General features: G+C 70.2%; 19 protein-coding genes. 8 read left to right on the top strand and 11 right to left on the bottom strand.

Going from position 1 to position 19,596, the window contains the following annotated elements:
• The first annotated feature begins 43 nt into the window (after window positions 1–43).
• From ASE43_RS14965 to ASE43_RS14955, 3 genes are all read left to right on the top strand, one after another.
• Window positions 44–1,051: a hypothetical protein gene (locus ASE43_RS14965; RefSeq protein WP_057161011.1), complete on the top strand. Its 1,008-nt coding sequence runs from the start codon at window positions 44–46 to the stop codon at window positions 1,049–1,051.
• A 179-nt stretch (window positions 1,052–1,230) separates the two neighbouring features.
• Window positions 1,231–3,513, top strand: coding sequence for a hypothetical protein (locus ASE43_RS14960; RefSeq protein WP_057161010.1), 2,283 nt, complete (start codon window positions 1,231–1,233; stop codon window positions 3,511–3,513).
• A gap of 40 nt (window positions 3,514–3,553) precedes the next feature.
• The gene (locus ASE43_RS14955) at window positions 3,554–5,422 is read left to right on the top strand and encodes a hypothetical protein (RefSeq protein ID WP_057161009.1); all 1,869 of its coding nucleotides are present in this window, start codon (window positions 3,554–3,556) and stop codon (window positions 5,420–5,422) included.
• A 14-nt stretch (window positions 5,423–5,436) separates the two neighbouring features.
• On the opposite strand, the gene ASE43_RS14950 is transcribed toward ASE43_RS14955, so the two are convergent.
• A complete protein-coding gene (locus ASE43_RS14950) occupies window positions 5,437–6,576 on the bottom strand; it encodes a DUF1501 domain-containing protein (RefSeq protein WP_057161008.1) in 1,140 nt (379 codons plus the stop codon).
• Between the two features lies 1 nt (window position 6,577).
• Window positions 6,578–7,990 (bottom strand): DUF1800 domain-containing protein, encoded by a 1,413-nt coding sequence (locus ASE43_RS14945; protein WP_057161007.1) that lies wholly within the window; start codon window positions 7,988–7,990, stop codon window positions 6,578–6,580.
• Between the two features lie 187 nt (window positions 7,991–8,177).
• Between ASE43_RS14945 and ASE43_RS14940 the strand changes: the two genes are divergently transcribed.
• On the top strand, window positions 8,178–9,551 hold the full coding sequence (locus tag ASE43_RS14940) for an amino acid permease (protein WP_056180777.1): 1,374 nt from the start codon (window positions 8,178–8,180) through the stop codon (window positions 9,549–9,551).
• A gap of 121 nt (window positions 9,552–9,672) precedes the next feature.
• Here the strand turns inward: ASE43_RS14940 and ASE43_RS14935 are convergent, their stop codons facing one another.
• From ASE43_RS14935 to ASE43_RS14925, 3 genes are all read right to left on the bottom strand, one after another.
• A complete protein-coding gene (locus ASE43_RS14935) occupies window positions 9,673–9,921 on the bottom strand; it encodes a DUF3297 family protein (protein WP_056180774.1) in 249 nt (82 codons plus the stop codon).
• A 111-nt stretch (window positions 9,922–10,032) separates the two neighbouring features.
• Complete coding sequence (locus ASE43_RS14930; protein WP_057161006.1) at window positions 10,033–10,344, bottom strand: DUF3247 family protein; 312 nt, start codon at window positions 10,342–10,344, stop codon at window positions 10,033–10,035.
• 67 nt (window positions 10,345–10,411) lie between these two features.
• Window positions 10,412–11,848: an adenylate/guanylate cyclase domain-containing protein gene (locus tag ASE43_RS14925; protein WP_057161005.1), complete on the bottom strand. Its 1,437-nt coding sequence runs from the start codon at window positions 11,846–11,848 to the stop codon at window positions 10,412–10,414.
• A 148-nt stretch (window positions 11,849–11,996) separates the two neighbouring features.
• Between ASE43_RS14925 and ASE43_RS14920 the strand changes: the two genes are divergently transcribed.
• Window positions 11,997–12,542, top strand: coding sequence for a hypothetical protein (locus ASE43_RS14920; protein ID WP_057161004.1), 546 nt, complete (start codon window positions 11,997–11,999; stop codon window positions 12,540–12,542).
• A gap of 17 nt (window positions 12,543–12,559) precedes the next feature.
• Here ASE43_RS14920 and msrB read toward each other — a convergent pair whose 3' ends face one another.
• The gene (msrB, locus tag ASE43_RS14915; RefSeq protein WP_057161003.1) at window positions 12,560–13,027 is read right to left on the bottom strand and encodes a peptide-methionine (R)-S-oxide reductase MsrB; all 468 of its coding nucleotides are present in this window, start codon (window positions 13,025–13,027) and stop codon (window positions 12,560–12,562) included.
• Window positions 13,028–13,338: 311 nt separating this feature from the next.
• On the opposite strand from msrB, the gene ASE43_RS14910 reads away from it, so the two are divergent.
• Window positions 13,339–13,548 carry a cold-shock protein gene (locus tag ASE43_RS14910; RefSeq protein ID WP_055904688.1) on the top strand — a complete coding sequence of 70 codons (210 nt, stop codon included), beginning with the start codon at window positions 13,339–13,341 and terminating at the stop codon, window positions 13,546–13,548.
• Between the two features lie 106 nt (window positions 13,549–13,654).
• Here the strand turns inward: ASE43_RS14910 and ASE43_RS14905 are convergent, their stop codons facing one another.
• From ASE43_RS14905 to ASE43_RS14890, 4 genes are all read right to left on the bottom strand, one after another.
• Complete coding sequence (locus ASE43_RS14905) at window positions 13,655–15,010, bottom strand: MATE family efflux transporter (RefSeq protein WP_057161002.1); 1,356 nt, start codon at window positions 15,008–15,010, stop codon at window positions 13,655–13,657.
• 89 nt (window positions 15,011–15,099) lie between these two features.
• A complete protein-coding gene (locus ASE43_RS14900) occupies window positions 15,100–15,570 on the bottom strand; it encodes a MaoC family dehydratase (protein ID WP_057161001.1) in 471 nt (156 codons plus the stop codon).
• A gap of 13 nt (window positions 15,571–15,583) precedes the next feature.
• Window positions 15,584–16,048 (bottom strand): PaaI family thioesterase, encoded by a 465-nt coding sequence (locus ASE43_RS14895; RefSeq protein WP_056180755.1) that lies wholly within the window; start codon window positions 16,046–16,048, stop codon window positions 15,584–15,586.
• A 34-nt stretch (window positions 16,049–16,082) separates the two neighbouring features.
• The gene (locus tag ASE43_RS14890) at window positions 16,083–16,652 is read right to left on the bottom strand and encodes a TetR/AcrR family transcriptional regulator (RefSeq protein ID WP_056180752.1); all 570 of its coding nucleotides are present in this window, start codon (window positions 16,650–16,652) and stop codon (window positions 16,083–16,085) included.
• Between the two features lie 226 nt (window positions 16,653–16,878).
• Between ASE43_RS14890 and ASE43_RS14885 the strand changes: the two genes are divergently transcribed.
• Window positions 16,879–17,631 carry a hypothetical protein gene (locus ASE43_RS14885; RefSeq protein WP_057161000.1) on the top strand — a complete coding sequence of 251 codons (753 nt, stop codon included), beginning with the start codon at window positions 16,879–16,881 and terminating at the stop codon, window positions 17,629–17,631.
• A 139-nt stretch (window positions 17,632–17,770) separates the two neighbouring features.
• Window positions 17,771–18,202, top strand: a complete 432-nt coding sequence (locus ASE43_RS14880; RefSeq protein ID WP_056180746.1) for a PepSY domain-containing protein — start codon at window positions 17,771–17,773, stop codon at window positions 18,200–18,202.
• A 53-nt stretch (window positions 18,203–18,255) separates the two neighbouring features.
• On the opposite strand, the gene ASE43_RS14875 is transcribed toward ASE43_RS14880, so the two are convergent.
• Window positions 18,256–19,527 (bottom strand): MFS transporter, encoded by a 1,272-nt coding sequence (locus tag ASE43_RS14875; protein ID WP_057160999.1) that lies wholly within the window; start codon window positions 19,525–19,527, stop codon window positions 18,256–18,258.
• Window positions 19,528–19,596 lie beyond the last annotated feature (69 nt).

Here is a 19,596-nt window from a genome sequence, read left to right as displayed (position 1 = left end):
CTTGTCGCCCAGGGCGACGGCACCCGAACCCAGGAGCTAGCCCATGACCTCACACACCCTCGCCCCCGTCCTCATCGTCGGCGGTTCCGGCGTCGTCGGTGCCCAGGCCGCGCACGCGCTGCGCCGGCTGCATCCGCGGCTGCCGATCGCGATCGGCGGCCGCGACCTGGCCAAGGCCGAAACCGTGGCCGTCGCGGTCGGCGGCGCCAGCGCGGTGCGCGTCGATCTGCAGCGCGGCGATCTCGGCCTGGACGCGGACGCGCGTTACAGCGCGGTGATCGTGTTCGTGAAGGACGCGGGCTTGAACACCTTGAAGTACGCGCAGGCGCATGGCCTGCCGTACCTGAGCACCTCCAGCGGCTCGTTCGAGATCGCGCCCGAGGTCGCGCTGCACCTGCGCAAGCCGGGTGCTGCGCCGATCCTGCTCGCCAGCCATTGGCTGGCCGGCGCCGCGACCCTGCCGGCGCTGCACTACGCACGCGAGTTCGCGCAGATCGAGCGCATCGATCTGTCGGCGCTGCTCGACGAGGAGGACATGGGCGGCCCCGCCGCCGCCGCCGACTACGAGCGCCTGATCGGCGCCGCCGGCGCGCAGGTGCTGGAAGACGGGCAATGGCGTTGGCTGCGTGGCGACGAGGCCGGGCGCAGCATTCGCAGCGTGGACGGCATGGAAGTGGCGGCCGCGGCTTATTCGCCGCTGGACGTGGTCACTCTGGCGGCCGCGACCGACGCGCGTTGGATCCGGCTCGACATGGCCCTGGGCGTGAGCGCCAGCCGCCGTCGCGGCGAGGCCTATTCGACCGAGATCGCGATCGAGATCGAAGGCCAGGGCCACGACGGCCGGCCGCTGCGCGTGCGCCACGAACTGGTGCATCCGGCCGGGCAGGCACCGCTGACCGCACTGTGCATCGCCCTGGGCGTCGAGCGCCTGCTCGGCCTGGCCGGCGGGTCGGCGGTGGCGCCCGGCCTGTACTTCCCGGACGGCCTGATCGATCCGGCCTACCTGCTGCTGCGTCTGCAGGAAGCCGGCGTGCGCCAGCGCCGGATCTGAGCCGGTAGGGAGCGCTCCGCGGCCGGCGGTAGGACGCGCGGGTATCGGTGACAGCCACCACGCGATAAGTGGATACTCCGTCACGCTCGGGTCGCGGGGAAGGCGGCCCGATTCCGCGCCAGACCGCCCGGACCCGCAGGCCCGGGCGCACTCCTATCTGACTCCAAGGAAAGGTCGTCATGAGCAAGATCGCGATACCCGATCTGGTCGAAAAGCTGGCCGGCACCGCCGCCAAACCGCTCAAGGATTCCTCGCTCAAGACCGAGCTGCTGAGCTACGAGAAGGGCGCGGAAACCAGCGCCGAGAGCGGCAGCATCAAGGCCGTGTTCGGCGCCACCGCGGCGGCCGCGATCCATCTGTACAACAGCGCCGACGATGTCGACGAAGACGGCGTGATCGGCAGCCGCGCCGAGGCCGTCGATCCGGCCAAGGCCAGCACCGACTGGCGACCGCAGCTTGCGTTCGCACCCGGCAACGCCTGGCTCAAGTACTCGCTGAGCGCAGCGGCCACCGCCAAGGCCACCGCCAAGATCGGTACCGCCGGCGGCAGCATCAGCGGCGATCGCTCGCTGCGCCTGCTTTGCTACAAACGCCACGACGCCGCGACGCGGATCGGCGAGGCGGTGCTGGCCGATGTCGACGAAATCGCCAGCGTGCTGTCCGCATCCGACATCGCCGGGCTCGGCGTCGGCGAGGCGGTCGCGCTGAAGTCGCGCGGCAAGCTCACCGCCAGCCTCAGCGTCAGTTGGTCGGACATTTTCTCCAGCTCGTTGCACGGCCTGACCGAGGTGCTCGGCGCCGAACGCGCCGGCGCGTTCCTGATCAACATCGGCGCCAGCGCCAGTGCCAGCTTCACCGCCACCGTCGACGACGATTTCAGCCTCAGCTTCGTGCGCGAGCGCGCCTCCGGCGATCGCGCGATCCGCGTCGCCCTGCGCAAGAGCACGGTCCACGACGCCCGCTTCGATGCCAAGGCCGGCGTGCAGATCAAATTCGCCGATCCGGCCGCGGTGGAGAAGGTGCTGGGCGGGGTCGTGGCTGGCGTGCTCGACGCGCCCACCGCGGCGTTGAAAGCGATCGAAGAGGCGACCTCGTTGGATCGGGTGCCGGAGCGCTATCGTCCGATCGCCGAAGCCCTGGCCGAGCGCTTCGGCCTGGACGAGGTCAACCCGCTGCCCAAGCTGAAGAAGAAGTTGCAGGAGCTCACCGAACTGCTGAACGAGCACGTGACCCAGATCGCCGAGACCAAGGTCACCCTGGGCTTCAGCTACGAGTACATGCGCCTGGCCAGCGAAGCCTCGCTGCTCGAGGCCACGCTGTCGGAAGACGCCCTGTCGCGCCTGCACGGCGCCCTGCTGAGCTTCGACTTCCAGCGCGTGCTGGCCTACACCGGTTCGGGCTATGCGCTGGAGTTCTTCCTCCATCAGAAGACCGTGGAGCGCGTGCGCGCCTGGGGGTTCACCTTGGGCGTGGGCACCTGGTTCAACCTCAAGAGCAAGCAGGAGCGCAAGGACCGTTTCGTCAGCCGCCGCTACGTCTCGCCGGCCGGCGAAGCGCTGACCCGCGCCTATCTGGGCAGCACCCAGTACACCGCCAACGCCAACACCTGGACCACCGAGTACGGTGCCCTGCTCAAGGCCGATCTGGAAGAAGCGCGCGCGCCGCAGCAGACCGCCGCGCGCGATTTCAAGTGCGGCCTGCAACTGTGGTGGGAGGAAAGCCGGATCAAGACCGCGAGCGAACTGTCGCGCGTGGTCGACGATGCGGTGCTGTGGGGCGTGATCGACGCCGATGCGGCGCCCGCATTGCAGGCGCAGCTGCAGGGCGCGCTGGGCTCGGCGAGCGAGTGCAAGCCGCGCCTGAGCGTGATGCTCAGCGACCACGGCCTGCGCCAGGCCATGCGCGCCTACGCGGGCGCCGACGATGCGACCTGGGCCCGGCATGCGGCGCGCGCCTTGCCCTGGTACGCCAAGCAGTCCGCGCGCGCGAGCTGCGCCAGCCGCGAGGCGGTCTACGCGCCGCTGTTCGAGGCCTATCGGCGTCGTCCCGACGCCAGCGGCAGCGCGCTCAAGCAACTGATCGCCAAGAGCCTGCGCGACTACGGCGGCGGTCTGGCCGGACAGGAGTCGATAGGCGAGACGCCGTGGACCGTCTATCAGGTGCTGCTGCGTTCGGATATCGACCAGCGGCGTTTCTGGAACCGCTGGGAACGCCTGCGCAGCGGCGCGGCGCGCATGATCGATCTGCTGGAGGTGCGCGGCGACTGGAACGACTTCGACGACCACTTCGCGATGCTGCGCGGCGTGTTCGAGCAGACCTTCCTGATCCGCGCGGCCGCCAGCCTGCTCGCCGAAGCCCTGCCGGCCTCGCTGCGCGACGGCAAGGCCTATGCGACCACGCTGACCATCGCCTACCGCGACGGCAATCAGGACAAGAGCCTGGTCGTGGGAGGCAAGGGCTAAGCTCAGACCGCGGCGATTCCTTAGGGAGGAGGAAACGAGCATGAACCTGTTGTTCGAGATCGGCGGCGACCTGCTGGGGTGGGTCGCCTCGGGCGCGGCCTTGCTGCTGTCGTGGTGGCTCTTGCGCGCGCTGATGCGCTGGCTGGTGCGTCCAGGGGACACGCGCCTGAGCCTGGAGCCGGCGCCCTCGGGACAGGCCCGCACGCTGGTGGTGCTGGTCCATGGCATGCCGGGCCTGCGCCGCTTCCGCGGCGCCTTGGACCTGGTCGCGCGCGCGTTGCCGGACGCCGACCGCCTGATCGTCGATTACCAAGGCGGTTGGATGCGCGGCTACACCAGCAACGCCAACGCCCTGGAGATCGCCGACGCGATCGAGCGGGGCATCCACAGCGAGTTCAAGCGCGGGCAGTACGATCGGGTGATTCTGCTGGGCTATAGCGCCGGCGCGGCGCTGCTGCGCAAGGCCCTGGTTTGGGCCTACGGCCAGGAAGAGGATCGCGCCGCGTTCGGCCGCCGTGGCAAGCGCGCCTGGGTCGATCGCACCGAGCGCCTGGTGCTGTTGGCCGGCATGAACCGCGGTTGGACCGTAAGCCCCAAGCCCAGCGCGATGGGGTGGCCGACCTGCGTATTCATCCGCGCCTGCCAGGTGCTGGCGCGCGTGCTCGGTATCGGCCGCCTGATCCTGGCCATGCACAGCGGCTCGCCCTTCGTCGCCGATACCCGCGTGCAATGGATCCGCATCGCGCGTTCGGACGCGGTGGTGCAGGGCCGGCAACCGTTCCCGCAGGTGATCCAGCTGATCGGCAATCGCGACGACCTGGTCACCAAGGAGGACGGCCAGGACCTGGATACCGCCGCCGGCACGGTGTTCCGCACCATCGCCCAGACCGGACACAAGGAGATCGGCAGCGCCCTGGACGATGCCAGCACGGCGGCGGCTTTGGAGCGCCGGCGCCTGATCGAGCTGGCCGTGCTGGGTCGCATCGACGAACTCGAGCCGGACGTGGTCGAGCTCAAGGAGGATCGCGAGGTCACGCGCCTGGTCTACGTGATGCACGGCATCCGCGACCACGGCGATTGGACCGACAAGATCCGCGGCGAGATCGAGCATCGCTGCGACGCGGGCGGCGAGAAGGTCGCGGTGTTCAACGCCAAGTACGGCTATTTCCCGATGGCGCGCTTCCTGCTGTACGCCGATCGCCAACGCAATGTGCGCGACTTCATGGATCGCTACACCGAGCATCTGGCTCACTATCCCAACGTGCGCGCGGTGGATTTCGTCGGCCATAGCAACGGCACCTACATTCTGGCCAGCGCGCTGCAGCGCTATTCGACCATGCGCGTGCGCCGGGTTTTCTTCGCCGGCAGCGTGGTGCGCAGCGACTACCCGTGGGCGCAGCTGGTCGAAGAAGGCCGTGTCGAACGGGTGATCAACGTGGTCGCCACGGCCGACTGGGTGGTGGCCTACTTTCCCAAGCTGTTCGAGCAGATCGCCGGCCTGTTCCGGGTCGGCACGCGCGGCGGCTGGCTGGATCTGGGCGGCGCGGGCTTCAATGGCTTCCGCGATTCCGGCGTCGCCGCGGCGGTGGACGACCTGAAGTTCGCGGTCGGCGCGCACGGCACCGGCGTGGCGGTCGCGGAACCGGCCAAGTTGAATGCGATCGCGGCCTATGTCGTCGCCGCCGACGACAGCGGCTTACGGGCCTTCGAGGGTGCGCAGACGCAGAACGCGCGGATCGGATTCTCGTCGAATCTCAGCATTCTGGTCTGGCTGGCCCTGATCACCCTGCTGTTTCAGATCGGCCTGTTGCTGTACATGGGTTGCGTCTTGATGGGCTGGTTCGGCGCCGCCGACGCCGTCAAGCTGGTGTATCCGGCCTTGGTCTTGTTGCTGCTGTACTTCGTCTGATCCCGGCGGCGGGGTCAGACGATCAAGCCCGGCATCGCGCGCACCGCGCGGCTGTCCGGAAACACCTGATCCTCCAGCGCGCTTTCCGGCAGCCGCAGGTGCTCGACCAGCAGGCCCTTGAACAGGCCGCGCAGGTCGCTGGTCGCGCGCAGGTCGCGGCCCTCGTTGAGCGCGGCCGGCGCCAGGCCGGGCCAATCGCCGGCGATGCGGCCGCCGCGCACCGCGCCGCCGGCCAGCAGGGCCAGGCCGCCGGTGCCGTGGTCGGTGCCGGCGGTGCCGTTGACCGCGGCGGTGCGGCCGAACTCGCTGACGATCGCGATCGCGGTGCGTTCCCAGATCGGCGCCGCCCCGTCCTGGAATGCGCGCAGGCCCGCATCCAGTTCGCCCAGCTTGCGCGCGAGCACGGCGGCCTGATTGCTGTGGGTGTCCCAGCCGGAGTCTTCGACGAAGCCCAGGCGCGGGCCATCGGCGGCGGCCATGAAGCGCGCGGCCGCGCTCATCGCCTGCGGCAGGCGTGCGCCGCGCGCCGTGCCGACCTGCATGCCGGCGCCCTGGTTGTCGAGCGCGCGCGCGAACGCGCCCGACAGCTGCGGATCGGCGGCGTACAAGGACTGCAGGCGCTGCAGCAGGATCGGATCGACGTCCTCGGGCAGCGGCGGCGACCAGGTGGTGGCCGCGCCGGGGCCGCGCATGATCAGCGGCATCACCGCGCTCACCGCCAGCGCTTCGCCGCCGCGCATCGCGGCGACGCAGCGGTTGAGCCAGCCGCTGGCGGCGCCGTTGGCGCTGGCGGTGCCGTTCTCCAGGCAGTCCTGCGCCTCGAAGTGCGAGCGCTGGCGATACGGCGGCGCGATCGCGAGCACCGGCAGCAACTGCCCGCGCGCGTACAGCGAGTGGGCGAACTCCAACGCGGGATGCAGGGCGAAGTCGGCGTTCAAGGCGCGCGCGTTCTGCGGCGCCAGCGCGCCGCGCAGGCGCGCGTAGGCGGCATCGTCGCGTGGCGGCAGCAGGTGCAGGCCATCGACGCCGCCGCGCAGCAGCACCACCAGCAGACGCTGGTCGTTGGTCGATGCCAGCGCGCTCAGGTTCGGCCATAGAGTCAAAGTGGCGGCGGCGCCCGCCGCCGCGATGAAATGTCGTCGGCTCAGTCGCATCTCAGCTTCTCCATTGAAAGGCCGGGCTGGCGAACAACAGGGCCAGGCCGCCGCGCGGGGATTCGGCGCGGCGCAGGGCGCCGAGGGTGTCGGCGTCCAGGCGATCGGCGAACACCGCCCGCGCGATCGCCAGCGGGTCCACGCGCGCGTCGGGCGCCGACTCCGACAGGCTTTGCGCGGCCTGCACGCGTTTCCACAAGGCATCCGGCCCGCTCCATTCGGCGGCCTCGTCGGCGTAACCCGCGGGCGAGCGCGGCGTGAACGGCGGTTGGCCCATGCGCGCGAGCAGGGCGATCAGGCCGCGCGGCTGTTCGCCCGGCGTCGCGCCGCTGGCGCGCAGCGCCGAGATCACGAAGTCGTCCGGGGTCTTGAACTTGCGCGCGTCCTCGCCCCAGGCTTCGGGCGCATCGATCAGGGCCGCGTAGACCGTGGGCAGGTCGCCGCCGCTGCGCAGCCAGGCCGCGCTCAGGCGCGCGACCAGGGCCGGCGGCGGCGTATCGCCGACGAAATGGCGCGCGAGCTTGTACGAGAGGTGGCGCGCGGTGGACGGATGCACGGCCAGGTCGGTCAGGATCGCGCGTCCCTGTTCGAGGCCGCCGTCGGCATAGCGGCGTCCGGCCACGTTGCGCGCGCCGGCTTCGTGCGCGGCGGCGCGGAACACGAAGGCCGAGGATGCGTCGCCAGCCGTGAGCTCGCGCGGCAGCGGCGCGCCCCAGCCGGTGATCGCGCGCGCCAGTTCGGTCACGTCGGCCTGCGTGTAACCGCCGTCGACGCCGAGGGTGTGCAGCTCCAGGATCTCGCGGGCGAGATTCTCGTTCAGGCCGATCTCGCGCTTGGGCGCCTGCGCGTTCGCGCGCGCCATGCGCCGACGCGCGCGCTGGGCGAGCATGGAGTCGGCGCCGACCGAGCGCACGTTGTCCAGGTAGCGCAGCATGCCCGGATGCGATTCCACCGCGATCAGCAGGTCGGCGTAGCGCGACAGCAGGTGCGGTCGGATCGCTTCGCGTTCCATCGGCGCGGCGTACAGCGCGGCGGCGCGTTTGTCGATCGAGATCGCGAAGTGGTTGGACCAGAACCGTACCAGACGCTCGACGAAGCCCTGCTCGCTGGCCACCGCGACCCGGTAGCGCCGCCCGAACTCGCGTAACTGATCCGCGCGGAAACGCTGGCCGAAGTTGGCGACTTGCTCGGACTGCTCGCCTTGCCGGCGCGCGGCCGCGCGTTCGCGGTAGTAGTCGGCCTCGCGGCGCAGGTAGTCCAGGCTGGCGGGCAGATCGGCGAAGCGCGCCTGGGCGCCGTCGCCGCGCAGCTGCGCGTGCAGCCAGCCGCGCGGATCGTCGATGCGGGTCAACTGGCCTGGCGCCGCGCCCAGGCCGAAACGATTGACCGCGCTCACGCTTTCGCCCGTCGTCATGCCCGCTCTCCATCGGCTACCGGTCTGGCAACGCCTGCGCGCGGCGACGGTTGACAGGCGCCGCGCGCAGGCCGCCACCGGCGCCCCTACACGCGCGGGCCCGCATGGCGTAGGGTTGCGGGCAATCGGCGCGCCGCGCCGCGCAACCGCAGGCCCGCGCCCGACGCGTGGCCAGGAGACCGTGGCAATGCAGAGCGAACCGCAAGAGCTCCATCGTGGCCTGGGCGAACGCCATATCCGCCTGATGGCGTTGGGCGCCGCGATCGGCGTCGGTCTGTTCCTGGGTTCGGCCAACGCGATCAAGCTGGCCGGCCCCGGCATCCTGCTGGCCTACCTGCTCGGTGGCGCGGCGATCTTCATCATCATGCGCGCGCTGGGCGAGATGGCCGTGCACAACCCGGTCGCGGGTTCGTTCAGTCGCTACGCGCAGGACTATCTGGGCCCGCTGTCGGGTTACCTGACCGGCTGGAACTACTGGTTCCTGTGGCTGGTGACCTGCGTGGCCGAGATCACCGCGGTCGGCATCTACATGCAGGTCTGGTTTCCGGGCACGCCGCAATGGGCCTGGGCGCTGGCCGCGCTGGCGGCGATGGGTTCGGTCAACCTGATCGCGGTGCGCGCCTACGGCGAGTTCGAGTTCTGGTTCGCGATGATCAAGGTCGTGACCATCGTGCTGATGATCGTCGGCGGCCTGGGCATGATCGTGTTCGGCTTCGGCAACAACGGCGTGGCCACCGGCATCTCGCACCTGTGGTCGCACGGCGGCTTCTTCCCCAACGGCGCCAAGGGCGTGCTGATGTCGCTGCAGATGGTGATGTTCGCCTATCTGGGCGTGGAGATGATCGGCCTGACCGCCGGCGAGGCCGCGAATCCGAAGAAGTCGATTCCCGACGCGATCAACTCGGTGTTCTGGCGCATCCTGATCTTCTACGTCGGCGCGCTGTTCGTGATCCTGTCGATCTATCCCTGGAACGAGCTGGGCACCACCGGCAGCCCGTTCGTGATGACCTTCGAGCGCCTGGGCATCCGCGAGGCCGCCGGCATCATCAACTTCGTGGTCCTGACCGCCGCGCTGTCCTCGTGCAACAGCGGCATCTTCAGCACCGCGCGCATGCTCTACAACCTGGGCCAGCAGGGCCAGGCGCCGCGCACCTTCGCGATCACCTCCGCCAGCGGTGTGCCGCGCAAGGCGGTGCTGGTGTCGGTGGTGGTGCTGCTGTTCGGCGTGCTGCTGAACTACCTGGTGCCGGAGAAGGTGTTCATCTGGGTGACCTCGATCTCGACCTTCGGCGCGATCTGGACCTGGGCGGTGATCCTGCTGTCGCACCGCAAGTTCCGCGCCGGGCTGAGCGCGGAGCAGCGCGCGGGCCTGGAGTTCAAGATGCCGCTGTATCCGATCGGTTCGTGGATCGCGCTGGCGTTCCTGGTGCTGGTGGTGGGCCTGATGGCCTACTTCCCCGACACCCGCATCGCGCTGTTCGTCGGCCCGGCCTTCCTGATCCTGCTGGTGGTGCTGTACTACGCGCTGGGGCTGGGCAAGCGCGCGCCCGCGAACGGATAAGGCCAGACGTCCGAGGCGGCGCGCGGACATTCCGCGCCGCCTCGGCAAGATGCCGGTGGCGGCTTCGCCCGGGTCGCGGAAGAGGTCCGGGGCTTGCGCCCGCGCGCCGCGCCGGCGGCGCTTATTCCTTGGCCGGGGTCAGGAAGTAAGCCTCGACTTCGCCCTTGACCTTGACCGTCATCGGATTGCCGCGCCGATCCAGGGCCTTGCCCACCGGCACCCGCACCCAGCCTTCGCTGATGCAGTATTCCTCGACGTTGTGGCGCTCCTGGCCGTTGAAGCGGATGCCGATGCCGCGTTCGAGCAGGGCGTCGTCGTGGAAGGGGCTGCGCGGGTCGTTGGACAGGCGGTCGGGCGGGGTATCGGTCATCGTCGGTATCGCTGTGGCTGGTGGCGCCCAGGGTGGGCGCGGGCTACGGTCGCGGCGCGCGCGGGGCGGCGCCGGTTGCACAGGATACGCGTCGCGCCGGCCGCGGTCGCCTCAGTGGGGCCGGTGCAGCTCGAACGCGGTCAGCGGCCGGATCGCGTCGATCTGGTCCAGCCACAGGTTGTGCACGCGGCTGCCGCCGTCGTCGAGCGGTTCCTCCAGCCGCAGCATGCCGTTCAGCCCTTCCACGTCGCCGGGCCCGTAGAAGGTCTGCAGGCCGGGCAGGGCGGCGACCACGCCGCGCAGCACGCGGCCGTCGTGCATGCTCAGCTGCACGCGCGCGTCGTCGCGCAGATGGGCGATATGCGACTCCAGGCGGGCGATGTCGGCGGGCGCGGAATAGACATGGTCGGCGTTGCGTGACATGGCGGCGGCCTCGATCGGGGTGATCCGACTCTAGCCCCGCGCCGCGCAAGCGCGGGTGAAGCCGCGTTCAGTGGGCGCGCGGCTGCAGGCGCAGCTGCGCGGCGGCGAGGCGGAAGGGGTCGATGCCGACTTCGTAGTAGCGATGCCCGCGCAGGCTTGCCGACTGCGCGGCCTGCGGATCCGACCAATCGGCGAAATCGCGCAGGGCGTCGGCATGGCCGCGGTCGGCCTGCAGCAGGGCCTTGCGCACGTTGTCGTCGACCAGCAGCACGTCGCGGTCGCGCGGCGCGTGCGCGATCAGCTTGGCAGCGCGGTTCACGCAGGGCCCCATCACCGTCGGCACCTGGAACTGGCGTGGCCCGATGTTGGTCGAGATCAGCGGGCCCAGGGTGATCGAGACGCGCAGGCGCACCGCGTCGGCGGCTTCGGCGGCCAGGCTTTTCCAGTGCAGGCGCTTGAAGTCGCGGAAGTCGGCCAGCAGTTCGGCGGCCGCGCAGACCGCGCGCAGCGCCGGGCTGGCCACGGCCGAGTCGTGATTGCCGCCGTAGTGGAAGCGCGCCAGGGTGCCGTCGCCGCTGAAGCGTTCGATCACCGCCGAGTACGGACCGATGCGCTGATACACGTGCTCGGTGAAGCGCCCGATCAGGCGGGTGGCGTCGACCAGCGGCAGCTCGTCGAACAGCGACGAGGAACGGGTGAGGTCGACGTACAGCACCGCCGCGTTCTCCAGGTCGATCTCGCCCTGCAGGCCCAACGCCCGCGCGCAGTCGCGATGGGAGAGGAAAGCATCGGCCTTGGCGGCCAGGCCGCCGTCGCCGTCTTCCAGCAGTTCGCTCAGGCGCCGTCGGTCCTCGGCGTCGAAGCCCTCGGGGTCGATCACGTCCTGGCTGCCGGCGACGGTCTTGTTGAACAGTTGGATCACGCCGACTTGGCGGTGGCGCGCATGCAGCGGCGCGACCAGGGTGTGCACCGGGGTGAAGCCGGATTGCTGATCGTAGGAGGCGACATGGCGGGCGTTGGCTTGCAGGCGGTTGTCGCCGATCGCCGCGCCCTTGCTCCAGCATTCGCCGACGATGGTCCAGGCCTCGACCAGCTTCATGCGCAGGATCGCGGCGGCCGCCGCGGCGTCGGCGTTGTACACCGCAACGAAGGCGAAGCCGCGCGGAAACTCGCCTTCGTCCTCGCGCGCCGGGTAGATCGGCACGTACAGCGACGCGGCCTGCGCGTCCATCGCGCGCGCCACGCGTTCGACCCGTTCGGTGAGCTGCTCGCGCAGGCGCGCGAGGTCGCGCGCTTCCGGCGACGCGTCCTGGTCGGCGTGGCGCAGGCGTTGCTCGCTCTTGGCCAGATCGGCGCGCACGCGCGCGAGCTCGGCCTCCTTGATGCGCAGCTCGGTGTCCTTTCCGGCCAGGATGCGCTGGTGATAAAGCTTGGCCAGGGTGGCCACGAAACCGGCGCCGAGCACTCCCGCGCCGAGCTTGGCCCATTCGATCCACTCGCTCATGTCCGCTCCTGGACGCGCGCCGGGCCGCCCGCCGGGCCCCATCAGCTGTGACGCGAAAGCCGCGCAAAAGCGGCCCCGGCGCGCGCGCCGGCTTTCCATCGCCGCGCCCAGGCGGCATCCTGCCCGCCTCCCCTGCGGCGAAACCGCCATGCACGCACCCGACGACGACTACGAAAGCGACGATTACGACGGCTACGACGGCGACCTCGACGAGGCCACGCCCGAGGCCCTGGTCTGGCAGTTGCTGCTGATGATCAACCCCGGCGACGAGGAATCGGCGCTGCAGCAGTTCGCCGACTACCGCGAGGCGCTGGCCGAGGCCGGCGGGGAGACCGACGAGCCGGTCTGGCTGATCAAGGACGCGATCGACTGGAAGGCCGGCTACTACGTCGACTGGAAGGACAGCGAGTCCTTCATCGACAGCATCAACGAGCTGGCCGCGCGCTGGAACCTGCGCATCGACTGGGGCACCGACGACACCGCCGACCCGGATTTCCTCGACGGTACCGACGTGCCCGCGCTGATGGCGACCGCGCACGACCGCCTGCGCGAGCACGGCTACACCCTGTGGACCTGGAACACCGGCGGCGACAGCCACGCCGGCTGGATCGCCCTGCGTCGCGACGACGAGGCCATGCAGGTGCTCTCGACAGCGCTCGGGATCGAGTCGCGGCCGGGCAGCGACGCGTTCTGAGGGCGGGCCGGGCCGGCCTAGCCGGCCGGGTCGGCTTCGGCGCCGCCGCGCGCCAGCGGGTCGGGCAGGGCCTCGCCCTGGCGGCTGAAGGCCAGCGAGACCGAATTCAGGCAATGGCGCTCGCCGGTCGGCGGCGGGCCGTCCGGGAACACGTGGCCGAGGTGGCTGCCGCAGCGCGCGCACACGATTTCGTCGCGGATCATGCCGTAGCTGGTGTCGCGCACGACGCGCACGTGGGCCGGGTCGTAGGGCGCGAAGAAGCTGGGCCAGCCGGTGCCGGAGTCGAACTTGGTGCTGGAACGGAACAGCGGCAGGCCGCAGTAGCGGCAGGTGTAGACCCCGTCCAGCTTGTTGTCCAGGAACACCCCGCAGAACGGCGCCTCGGTGCCGTGCTGGAGCAGCACCTTGGCCTCCTCGGGGCTCAGGCCCGCGCTGAGTTCGCGCCGTTGGGCGTCGCTGGGCGGGCTGAGATCGAAGGCGGTCATGGCGGGCTCCGGGTGTCGGCGGGGTGCCCCAGATGGTACGCAAGCCCGTCCCCACTGGCGCGCAGGGCCGGAGAACGGTGCTTCCCAGCCCTGTTCAGCTGAACGGGGAGGCCGGGCCCCGCACATAGTGTTTGCATTTCTCGCAGAAGCGGACTAGCGTATCGAGTGCTGTGTTCGTCAAGGGTCACCATGAACCGTGGCCCGATGCCGTAGATCCCAGATCCGCCCATCGTTGCACCAGGCTTCCTCCTTGCAACCAGCATCAAGGCCGCGTAGGCGGCATTCCCATTACGTTTCAAGGAGCAAGCAAAATGTCGAACCGTGAATTCGGTACGGTCAAGTGGTTCAACGACGCCAAGGGCTTCGGCTTCATCAGCCGTGAGAATGGCGAAGACGTGTTCGTGCACTTCCGCGCGATCGAGTCGCAGGGCTTCAAGAGCCTGCAGGAAGGCCAGAAGGTCTCCTTCACCGTCACCCAGGGCCAGAAGGGCCTGCAGGCTGAATCGGTGCAGGCGGTCTGAACCGCTTAAGGACCGCGCCCTCGGGCGCGATCCGACACGAAAAGCCCGGCTTCGGCCGGGCTTTTTGTTTGTGCGCGATCCGCTACGCCGCAGCCGACCCGCGCGCTCAAGCCGGGGCGGCGGCCATGCGGGTATCGGCCTGGCGCAGCGCACGCAACAGCAGCACCACGCTCAGGATCGCCTGCAGGGTCACCGAGGCCACCGACAGCAGCCACAGCTGACGCAGCTCGAAGTCCGGCCGGGTCGACAGCCATACCGCCGGCAGGGCGAATGTCAGCATGCGGCTGGCGCTGCTGGCGAACGCGGGCAGGGTGTTGCCCAGGGCCTGGAACATGCCGGAACAGGTGAAGATCAGCCCCGAGGCGACGAAGTTCAGCGAGATGATGCTCAGGAACTGCGCCGCCACCGCGATCACCGCGGTCTCCTGGGTGAACACGCCGACCAGCCAGTCCGGCCGCCATTGGCATAGCGCGGTCAGCGCCAGCATCAGCACCACCCCGATCGCGACCGCGGCATGGAAGGTCGCGCGTACCCGGTCCGGCCGGCCTGCGCCGACGTTCTGGCCGGCCACCGGCGCGGTCGCGAAGGCCACCGCCATCGCCGGCAGGAAGATCGCCTGCATCACCCGCTGGCCGATGCCGAAACCGGCCTGGGCCTCGGCGCCGAAGCCGCGGATCACCCAATAGATCACCGCCATGTAGACGAACATCAGCGCGAACTCGCCGCCCGGCGGCAGGCCGATGCGCAGGATCCGCTTCCACACCGCAAGCCGGGCGTGGAACTGGCTGGGATCGAAGCCCACGTACTTTTCCAGGCGCGCGAAGTACAGCGCCATCATCACCACGCCCGCGGCCACCGAGATCGAGGTGGCCAGGCCGGCGCCGGCCACGCCCATCGGTTTGCCGGTCAGCCAGCCGGCGATCAGCACCGGCGCCAGGATCGCGTTGAGGATCACCGTCAGCATCTGCACCACCATGGTCGGCTTGGCGATGCCGGTGCCGCGCAGGGCCGAGCCCATCGCGATCTGGGCGAACTGCAGCGCCAGCCCGGGCAGGAACCAGTACAGATAGTCGATGCCGTGCTGGGTGGTGACGGCGTCGGCGCCCAGCGTGCGCATGTAGGCGCCGCCCAGGGCGTAGCCGAGCACCAGGGTGATCGCCGCGCAGGTCAGGGCCAGCAGCAGGCTCTGGTTGAACACCAGGTTGGCATCGTCGCGGTCCTTGCGTCCGACCGCGTGCGAGATCAGCGCCATCGTGCCCACGCCCAGGATCTGGGTCAGGGCCATCACGATGAACTGCACGTTGCCGGCCGCGCCGACGCCGGCGATCGCGGCATCGCCCAGGCGCGCGACGAAGTACAGATCGATCAGGAAGTACAGGGTCTGGAACAGCATGCCGATCATGATCGGCGCGGCCATCCGCAGCACGTGTTTGGGAATCGAGCCCTGGGTCAGGTCCTGCATGGCGGTGCCGACGTCTGCGATGCGCGGACGTTAGCGCGCGTTTGGCGCGCGCGCCATGGCCGTAAGCCACGGTTCGGCGCAGGCGGCTCCTAGGCGGCGGTGCCCGGGCGTCGGAACACGATCAGCTTGCCGGTGAAGGCCTGCACCACCTCGCCGCGCTGGTTGCGCGTCTCGTTGCGGACCACCACCAGGCCGCGGTCCGGACGCGAGCGCGAGGGCGAAATCTCGACGATCTCGCCGTGCACCTGCAGGGTGTCGCCCGGCCGGGTCGGGCGCGGCCAGGCGATTTCGGCGCCGGCGCCGATCAGGCCGCCGGCCGGAATGCCGCGTTCGACCAGCAGGCGCATGGTGATCGCCGCGGTATGCCAGCCGCTCGCGGCCAGGCCCTCGAACAGGCTGGCGCGCGCGGCCTCCTCGTCCAGATGGAAGGGCTGCGGATCGAACTGGCGCGCGTAGGCTTTGATCTGCTCGGCGCTGACGGTGTAGGTCGCGGTCTCGAAGCGCTGGCCGACCGCCAGATCGTCGAGGTAGAGGCCATCTTCGGAATGTTCGGTGCGCATGCGCTGTCCTCCTCTACTGCTTGCGTTCGAACACCAGCAGGGTCGAGGTGGCCGAGGCGTACAAACGGCCCTGGGCGTCGGTGAGGCGACCCTCGGCGAAGGCCACGCGCTTGCCGATCGACAGCAGCTTGGCCTCGGCGCGCACCGGCCCGGTGTCGGAGCTCATCGCGCGGTGATAGGCGACCTTGAGCTCCAGCGTGGTGTAGGCCTGCTCGGCGCTGAGCGCGCTATGCGCGGCGCAGCCGCAGGCCGAGTCCAGCAGGGTCGCGGCATAGCCGCCGTGGATCACGCCCAAGGGGTTGTAGGCGTGCGGGCCGGGCGTGCCGGCGAACACCGCGCGGCCTTCGTCGACCTCGGTCAGGATGAAGCCCAGGGTCTCGCCGATCGGCGGCGGGCGGCCCGCGGCGAGCAGGGCGCGCAGGGTTTCCAGGCCGTTGAGGCCGCGCAGGGATTCGAGCTCGAACACATTCACGGTCATCGCGGGGGCTCCGAGGGCAGGTCGGCGAGAGGGGTCAGCGAGATAGAACAGCGGCGGCGACCGCGTGCAGCACTTCGTCCGACAAGGCCGGATCGTCGACGGCGCGCGCCAGCACCAGCGCGCCGACCATGCTGGACAGCGTCGCCAGCGCACGCGCGCGGCGCGCGGCGCGGCTGCGGCCGGGCAGCAGCGGGGTCAGCAGTTCGATATAGGAACGCAGCGCCTGGCCGAGGCTGCGCCGCACCGGCGGATCCAAGCGCGCGGCGTCGGCGCCGAGTGCGGCGAAGGTGCAGCCGCGGCCGGGTTGGTCGCGGTGCGCGCTCGACAGATAGGCCGCGGCGATGTGCTGCAGCGCGTGTTCGGGATCGCGTTCGATCAGCCGCGACCAATAGGCCAGCGAGCCGGCGACCGCGTGTTCGCAGGCCTCCGCCATCAGGTCCTGCTTGGATGCGAAGTGGCCGTAGAAGCCGCCGTGGGTGAGGCCGGCGTCGCGCATCAGGTCGGCGATGCCGACGCCGTCGTAGCCGCGTTCGCGGAACAGGCGCGCGGCCGCGCCGACGATGCGTTCGCGGTTCTCGGCGGTTTGTTCGCGGCTGACTTTCATGCATGCGCTCCCCGGGACCCGGGTTCGGCCCGGTCCGGCGATCCTAGCAGTATTGATGACGATCATCATTTATACGCGGACGTCGATCCGACCGGCGGTCGCGCCGGCCCGGCGCGGCCGCCTGAAAGGCGGACAACGCGCGGTCAGGCGCGCTGGCGCCGGTCGCCGGACTTCGCGTCTAATCCGAGGGCCGGCGAAGCGCGCCGGCGTCCCGCACGGAATCGCGATGCGCCTGTACGCCGCTGTAGTCCTCACCGCTGTCTGCGCCATGGCCTCGGCCGCCGAGCCCGCGCGCGGTCCCGCGCCCAAGCCCAACTGCCTGGACGCGCGCAGCATGAGCGAGGCGCGTCAGGCGTCGGATCGCAGCCTGGCGGTGATGCAGGCCGACGGCCGCCGCTTCCGTCTCGACCTGGGCGAGGATTGTCCGGCCGCCGTCGCCGACGAGCAGGCCAGCGTGCTCGCGCGCGAGGGCTGGGTCTGCGGCGGGGGCAACGAATACCTGCGCAGCGGGCAGCGTCTGTGCGCGGTGTCGGCGGTGACCGAGATCGACGCCAAGGCCTATGCCGAACTCGCGCTGGCCAGCCATCGCCGCCACGGCGAGGTCGCCACCCTGGACGCGGTCGAGGTGCGCGCCGAGAAGCGCCGCGGCTTCGGCGGCTCGGTGCAGTACTGCCTCAACCCGCGCTACATGCGCGGCTGGAACGAAGACGGCAAGGGCCTGGTGGTGGAAGTGTCGCCGCAACGTTCCGGCGGCAATCGCTACTACCGCGTCGAACTGGCGCACAGCTGTCCGGAGCTGTTCGACGCCACCACCATCGAGCTGCGGTCGGGCCTGGGCATCAGCGCGGTCTGCGGCAATCCCGGCGACGTGGTGGTGGCGGTGCCGGAGATGCGCGCGGGCGAGGGCATCGCGCGCAGCGGCGGCGCGCTGTCGCGGATCCAGTGTCCCATCGCGACCGTGTATCCGATCGACAAGTAAGCACTGACGCCACGCGCGCAACGCATTCGTTAGCGTCGCGTGCAAGGCGCATGAACGCGCGCGGATGAATGCGCGATGTTCACCGAAGGTTGCCGCATGCGTGGCGAGACTCGACGCACCTTCCCCCAAGGAGGCTGCCATGAGCCGCACCGTCGTACTCCGCAGTACCGTGCTCGCGATCGCGCTGGCCGTATCGGGCACCGCGCTGGCCGAGCAGGCCTTGACCGAGGCCAAGGTCCGCGCCCAGCTCACCGAGCAGGGCTATACCCACATCAACGACATCAAGTTCCGCGATGGCGTCTGGAAAGCCGACGCGCGCAGCGCCGAAGGCAATCGCGTCGACGTGCGCCTGGATCCCAAGACCGGCCGCGTCTATCCGGACGAACAAGTGGCCAACCTCAGCGAAGCCGACGTGCGCGCGCGCCTGGCGGTGGCCGGATACACCAACGTGCACGACGTCGATTACGAGGACGGCATCTGGAACGCCGAGGCCGACGATCCGGCCGGCCGCGATGTCGAGCTCAAGATCGATCCCAGGAACGGGCGCGTGATCGGCGCCGACAAGGACTGAGCGATCGCCTCGTCGCGGATCGCGTCGCTCACTCGGCGCGATCCGCGCGGGTCTTACCAGGTGTCTTCCAGCATGCGCGGCCGGCAGGCCAGATAGCCGCTTATCGTCAGCACCACCAGGCACAGGCTGAGAAAGCCGAACGGCAGCACCCAGCCGTGGGTGGTTTCGTGCAGCCAGCCGAACAGCAGCGGACCGACGCAGCTGATGGTGTAGCCCACGCCCTGCATGAAGCCCGACAGCGAGGCCGAACCGGCTTGCGTGCGCGTGCGCAGATTGATCAGGGTCAGCGACAGCGGGAAGGTGCTCGGGCCCAGGCCCAGCAGCGCCACCCACAGCAGGGTCGCCGACATCGGCGCCCACAGCAGCCCGGCGAAACCGCACAGGTACATCACCACGCAGGCCAGCACCACCGGAAACGGGTTGGCGATGCGAACCGCGAGCGCGGGCAGGGCCAGCGCCGCGACCAGGCCCAGGGTCGAGAACAGCGCGACCATGCTGCCGCCCAAGGCCGCACTGCCGCCGGCTTCGACCAGCAGCTTGGGCAGCCAGGTGAACATGGAATAGGTGATCAGCGAGGTCATGCCGAACATCAGCGCCATGCCCCAGGCCACCGACGAGCGCCAGACTTTGCCGCGCGGCGCGGGCGCGACCAGTTCGGGCGCCTCGTCCGCGGGCGTGACCGCGCGATCGTGCGCGGCGGCCAGCGCGCGCGCCTGCGCGGAACGGCCGTAGCGCTCCATCCACAGCGCCGCGATCCACGGCAGCGCCGCGGCCACCGCCACCAGCGACCACGAGCCCAGCGACACGCGCCAGCCCGCGGCTTGGGCCAGCGGCACCGCGGCCAGGGCCGGCAGGATCGTGCCCAACTGCAGCACGGTGATGTAGAGCGAACTCACCGCACCGACGCGATCGGCGAAGTAGCGCTTCACCAGCGGCGGCAGCACCACGTTGCCGATACCCATGCCCGACAAGGCCACCACCGAGGCCACCAGCAACTGCCAGGTGTCGCCGGCGAAGGAACGCGCGAGCAGGCCCAGCGCGGCCAGCACCATCGCCGTCAGCGCCGCGCGTTCCAGACCGAGGCGGTGCGCGATCGCCGGCGTGAGCACGCCGAACGCCGCGAACGCCGCGGTCGGCACCATGCCGAACACGCCGGTCATGGTGGGGCCGAAACCGAATTCGCTGCCCAGGCTGTCGAGCAGCGGTGTCAGCGAGGTCACCGCGGTGCGCAGGGTGAACGCCGACAGCACGATGCCGGCCAGGACCAGGGCGCGGCCCTGCCACAGCGAACGCGGGCGCAGCGTCGGCGCGGCGGACGCGCTCATCGCGCGCACCGGGTCGCGGGGGAGGGAAAACTGCTACGGAAAGCGGGACTCATTGCGGTGCTGCCATGG

It is taken from the genome of Lysobacter sp. Root983 (assembly GCF_001429345.1).
Taxonomy (GTDB): Bacteria; Pseudomonadota; Gammaproteobacteria; order Xanthomonadales; family Xanthomonadaceae; genus Lysobacter.
This window is presented reverse-complemented; position numbering and strand designations above follow the sequence as displayed.

What these genes read in the sequence shown, in the direction of transcription:
- ASE43_RS14965 (WP_057161011.1), top strand. Translation starts at nt 44, where the DNA reads ATGACCTCACACACCCTCGCCCCCGTCCTCATCGTCGGCGGTTCCGGC.
- ASE43_RS14960 (WP_057161010.1), top strand. Translation starts at nt 1,231, where the DNA reads ATGAGCAAGATCGCGATACCCGATCTGGTCGAAAAGCTGGCCGGCACC.
- ASE43_RS14955 (WP_057161009.1), top strand. Translation starts at nt 3,554, where the DNA reads ATGAACCTGTTGTTCGAGATCGGCGGCGACCTGCTGGGGTGGGTCGCC.
- ASE43_RS14950 (WP_057161008.1), bottom strand. Translation starts at nt 6,576, where the DNA reads ATGCGACTGAGCCGACGACATTTCATCGCGGCGGCGGGCGCCGCCGCC.
- ASE43_RS14945 (WP_057161007.1), bottom strand. Translation starts at nt 7,990, where the DNA reads ATGACGACGGGCGAAAGCGTGAGCGCGGTCAATCGTTTCGGCCTGGGC.
- ASE43_RS14940 (WP_056180777.1), top strand. Translation starts at nt 8,178, where the DNA reads ATGCAGAGCGAACCGCAAGAGCTCCATCGTGGCCTGGGCGAACGCCAT.
- ASE43_RS14935 (WP_056180774.1), bottom strand. Translation starts at nt 9,921, where the DNA reads ATGACCGATACCCCGCCCGACCGCCTGTCCAACGACCCGCGCAGCCCC.
- ASE43_RS14930 (WP_057161006.1), bottom strand. Translation starts at nt 10,344, where the DNA reads ATGTCACGCAACGCCGACCATGTCTATTCCGCGCCCGCCGACATCGCC.
- ASE43_RS14925 (WP_057161005.1), bottom strand. Translation starts at nt 11,848, where the DNA reads ATGAGCGAGTGGATCGAATGGGCCAAGCTCGGCGCGGGAGTGCTCGGC.
- ASE43_RS14920 (WP_057161004.1), top strand. Translation starts at nt 11,997, where the DNA reads ATGCACGCACCCGACGACGACTACGAAAGCGACGATTACGACGGCTAC.
- msrB (WP_057161003.1), bottom strand. Translation starts at nt 13,027, where the DNA reads ATGACCGCCTTCGATCTCAGCCCGCCCAGCGACGCCCAACGGCGCGAA.
- ASE43_RS14910 (WP_055904688.1), top strand. Translation starts at nt 13,339, where the DNA reads ATGTCGAACCGTGAATTCGGTACGGTCAAGTGGTTCAACGACGCCAAG.
- ASE43_RS14905 (WP_057161002.1), bottom strand. Translation starts at nt 15,010, where the DNA reads ATGCAGGACCTGACCCAGGGCTCGATTCCCAAACACGTGCTGCGGATG.
- ASE43_RS14900 (WP_057161001.1), bottom strand. Translation starts at nt 15,570, where the DNA reads ATGCGCACCGAACATTCCGAAGATGGCCTCTACCTCGACGATCTGGCG.
- ASE43_RS14895 (WP_056180755.1), bottom strand. Translation starts at nt 16,048, where the DNA reads ATGACCGTGAATGTGTTCGAGCTCGAATCCCTGCGCGGCCTCAACGGC.
- ASE43_RS14890 (WP_056180752.1), bottom strand. Translation starts at nt 16,652, where the DNA reads ATGAAAGTCAGCCGCGAACAAACCGCCGAGAACCGCGAACGCATCGTC.
- ASE43_RS14885 (WP_057161000.1), top strand. Translation starts at nt 16,879, where the DNA reads ATGCGCCTGTACGCCGCTGTAGTCCTCACCGCTGTCTGCGCCATGGCC.
- ASE43_RS14880 (WP_056180746.1), top strand. Translation starts at nt 17,771, where the DNA reads ATGAGCCGCACCGTCGTACTCCGCAGTACCGTGCTCGCGATCGCGCTG.
- ASE43_RS14875 (WP_057160999.1), bottom strand. Translation starts at nt 19,527, where the DNA reads ATGAGCGCGTCCGCCGCGCCGACGCTGCGCCCGCGTTCGCTGTGGCAG.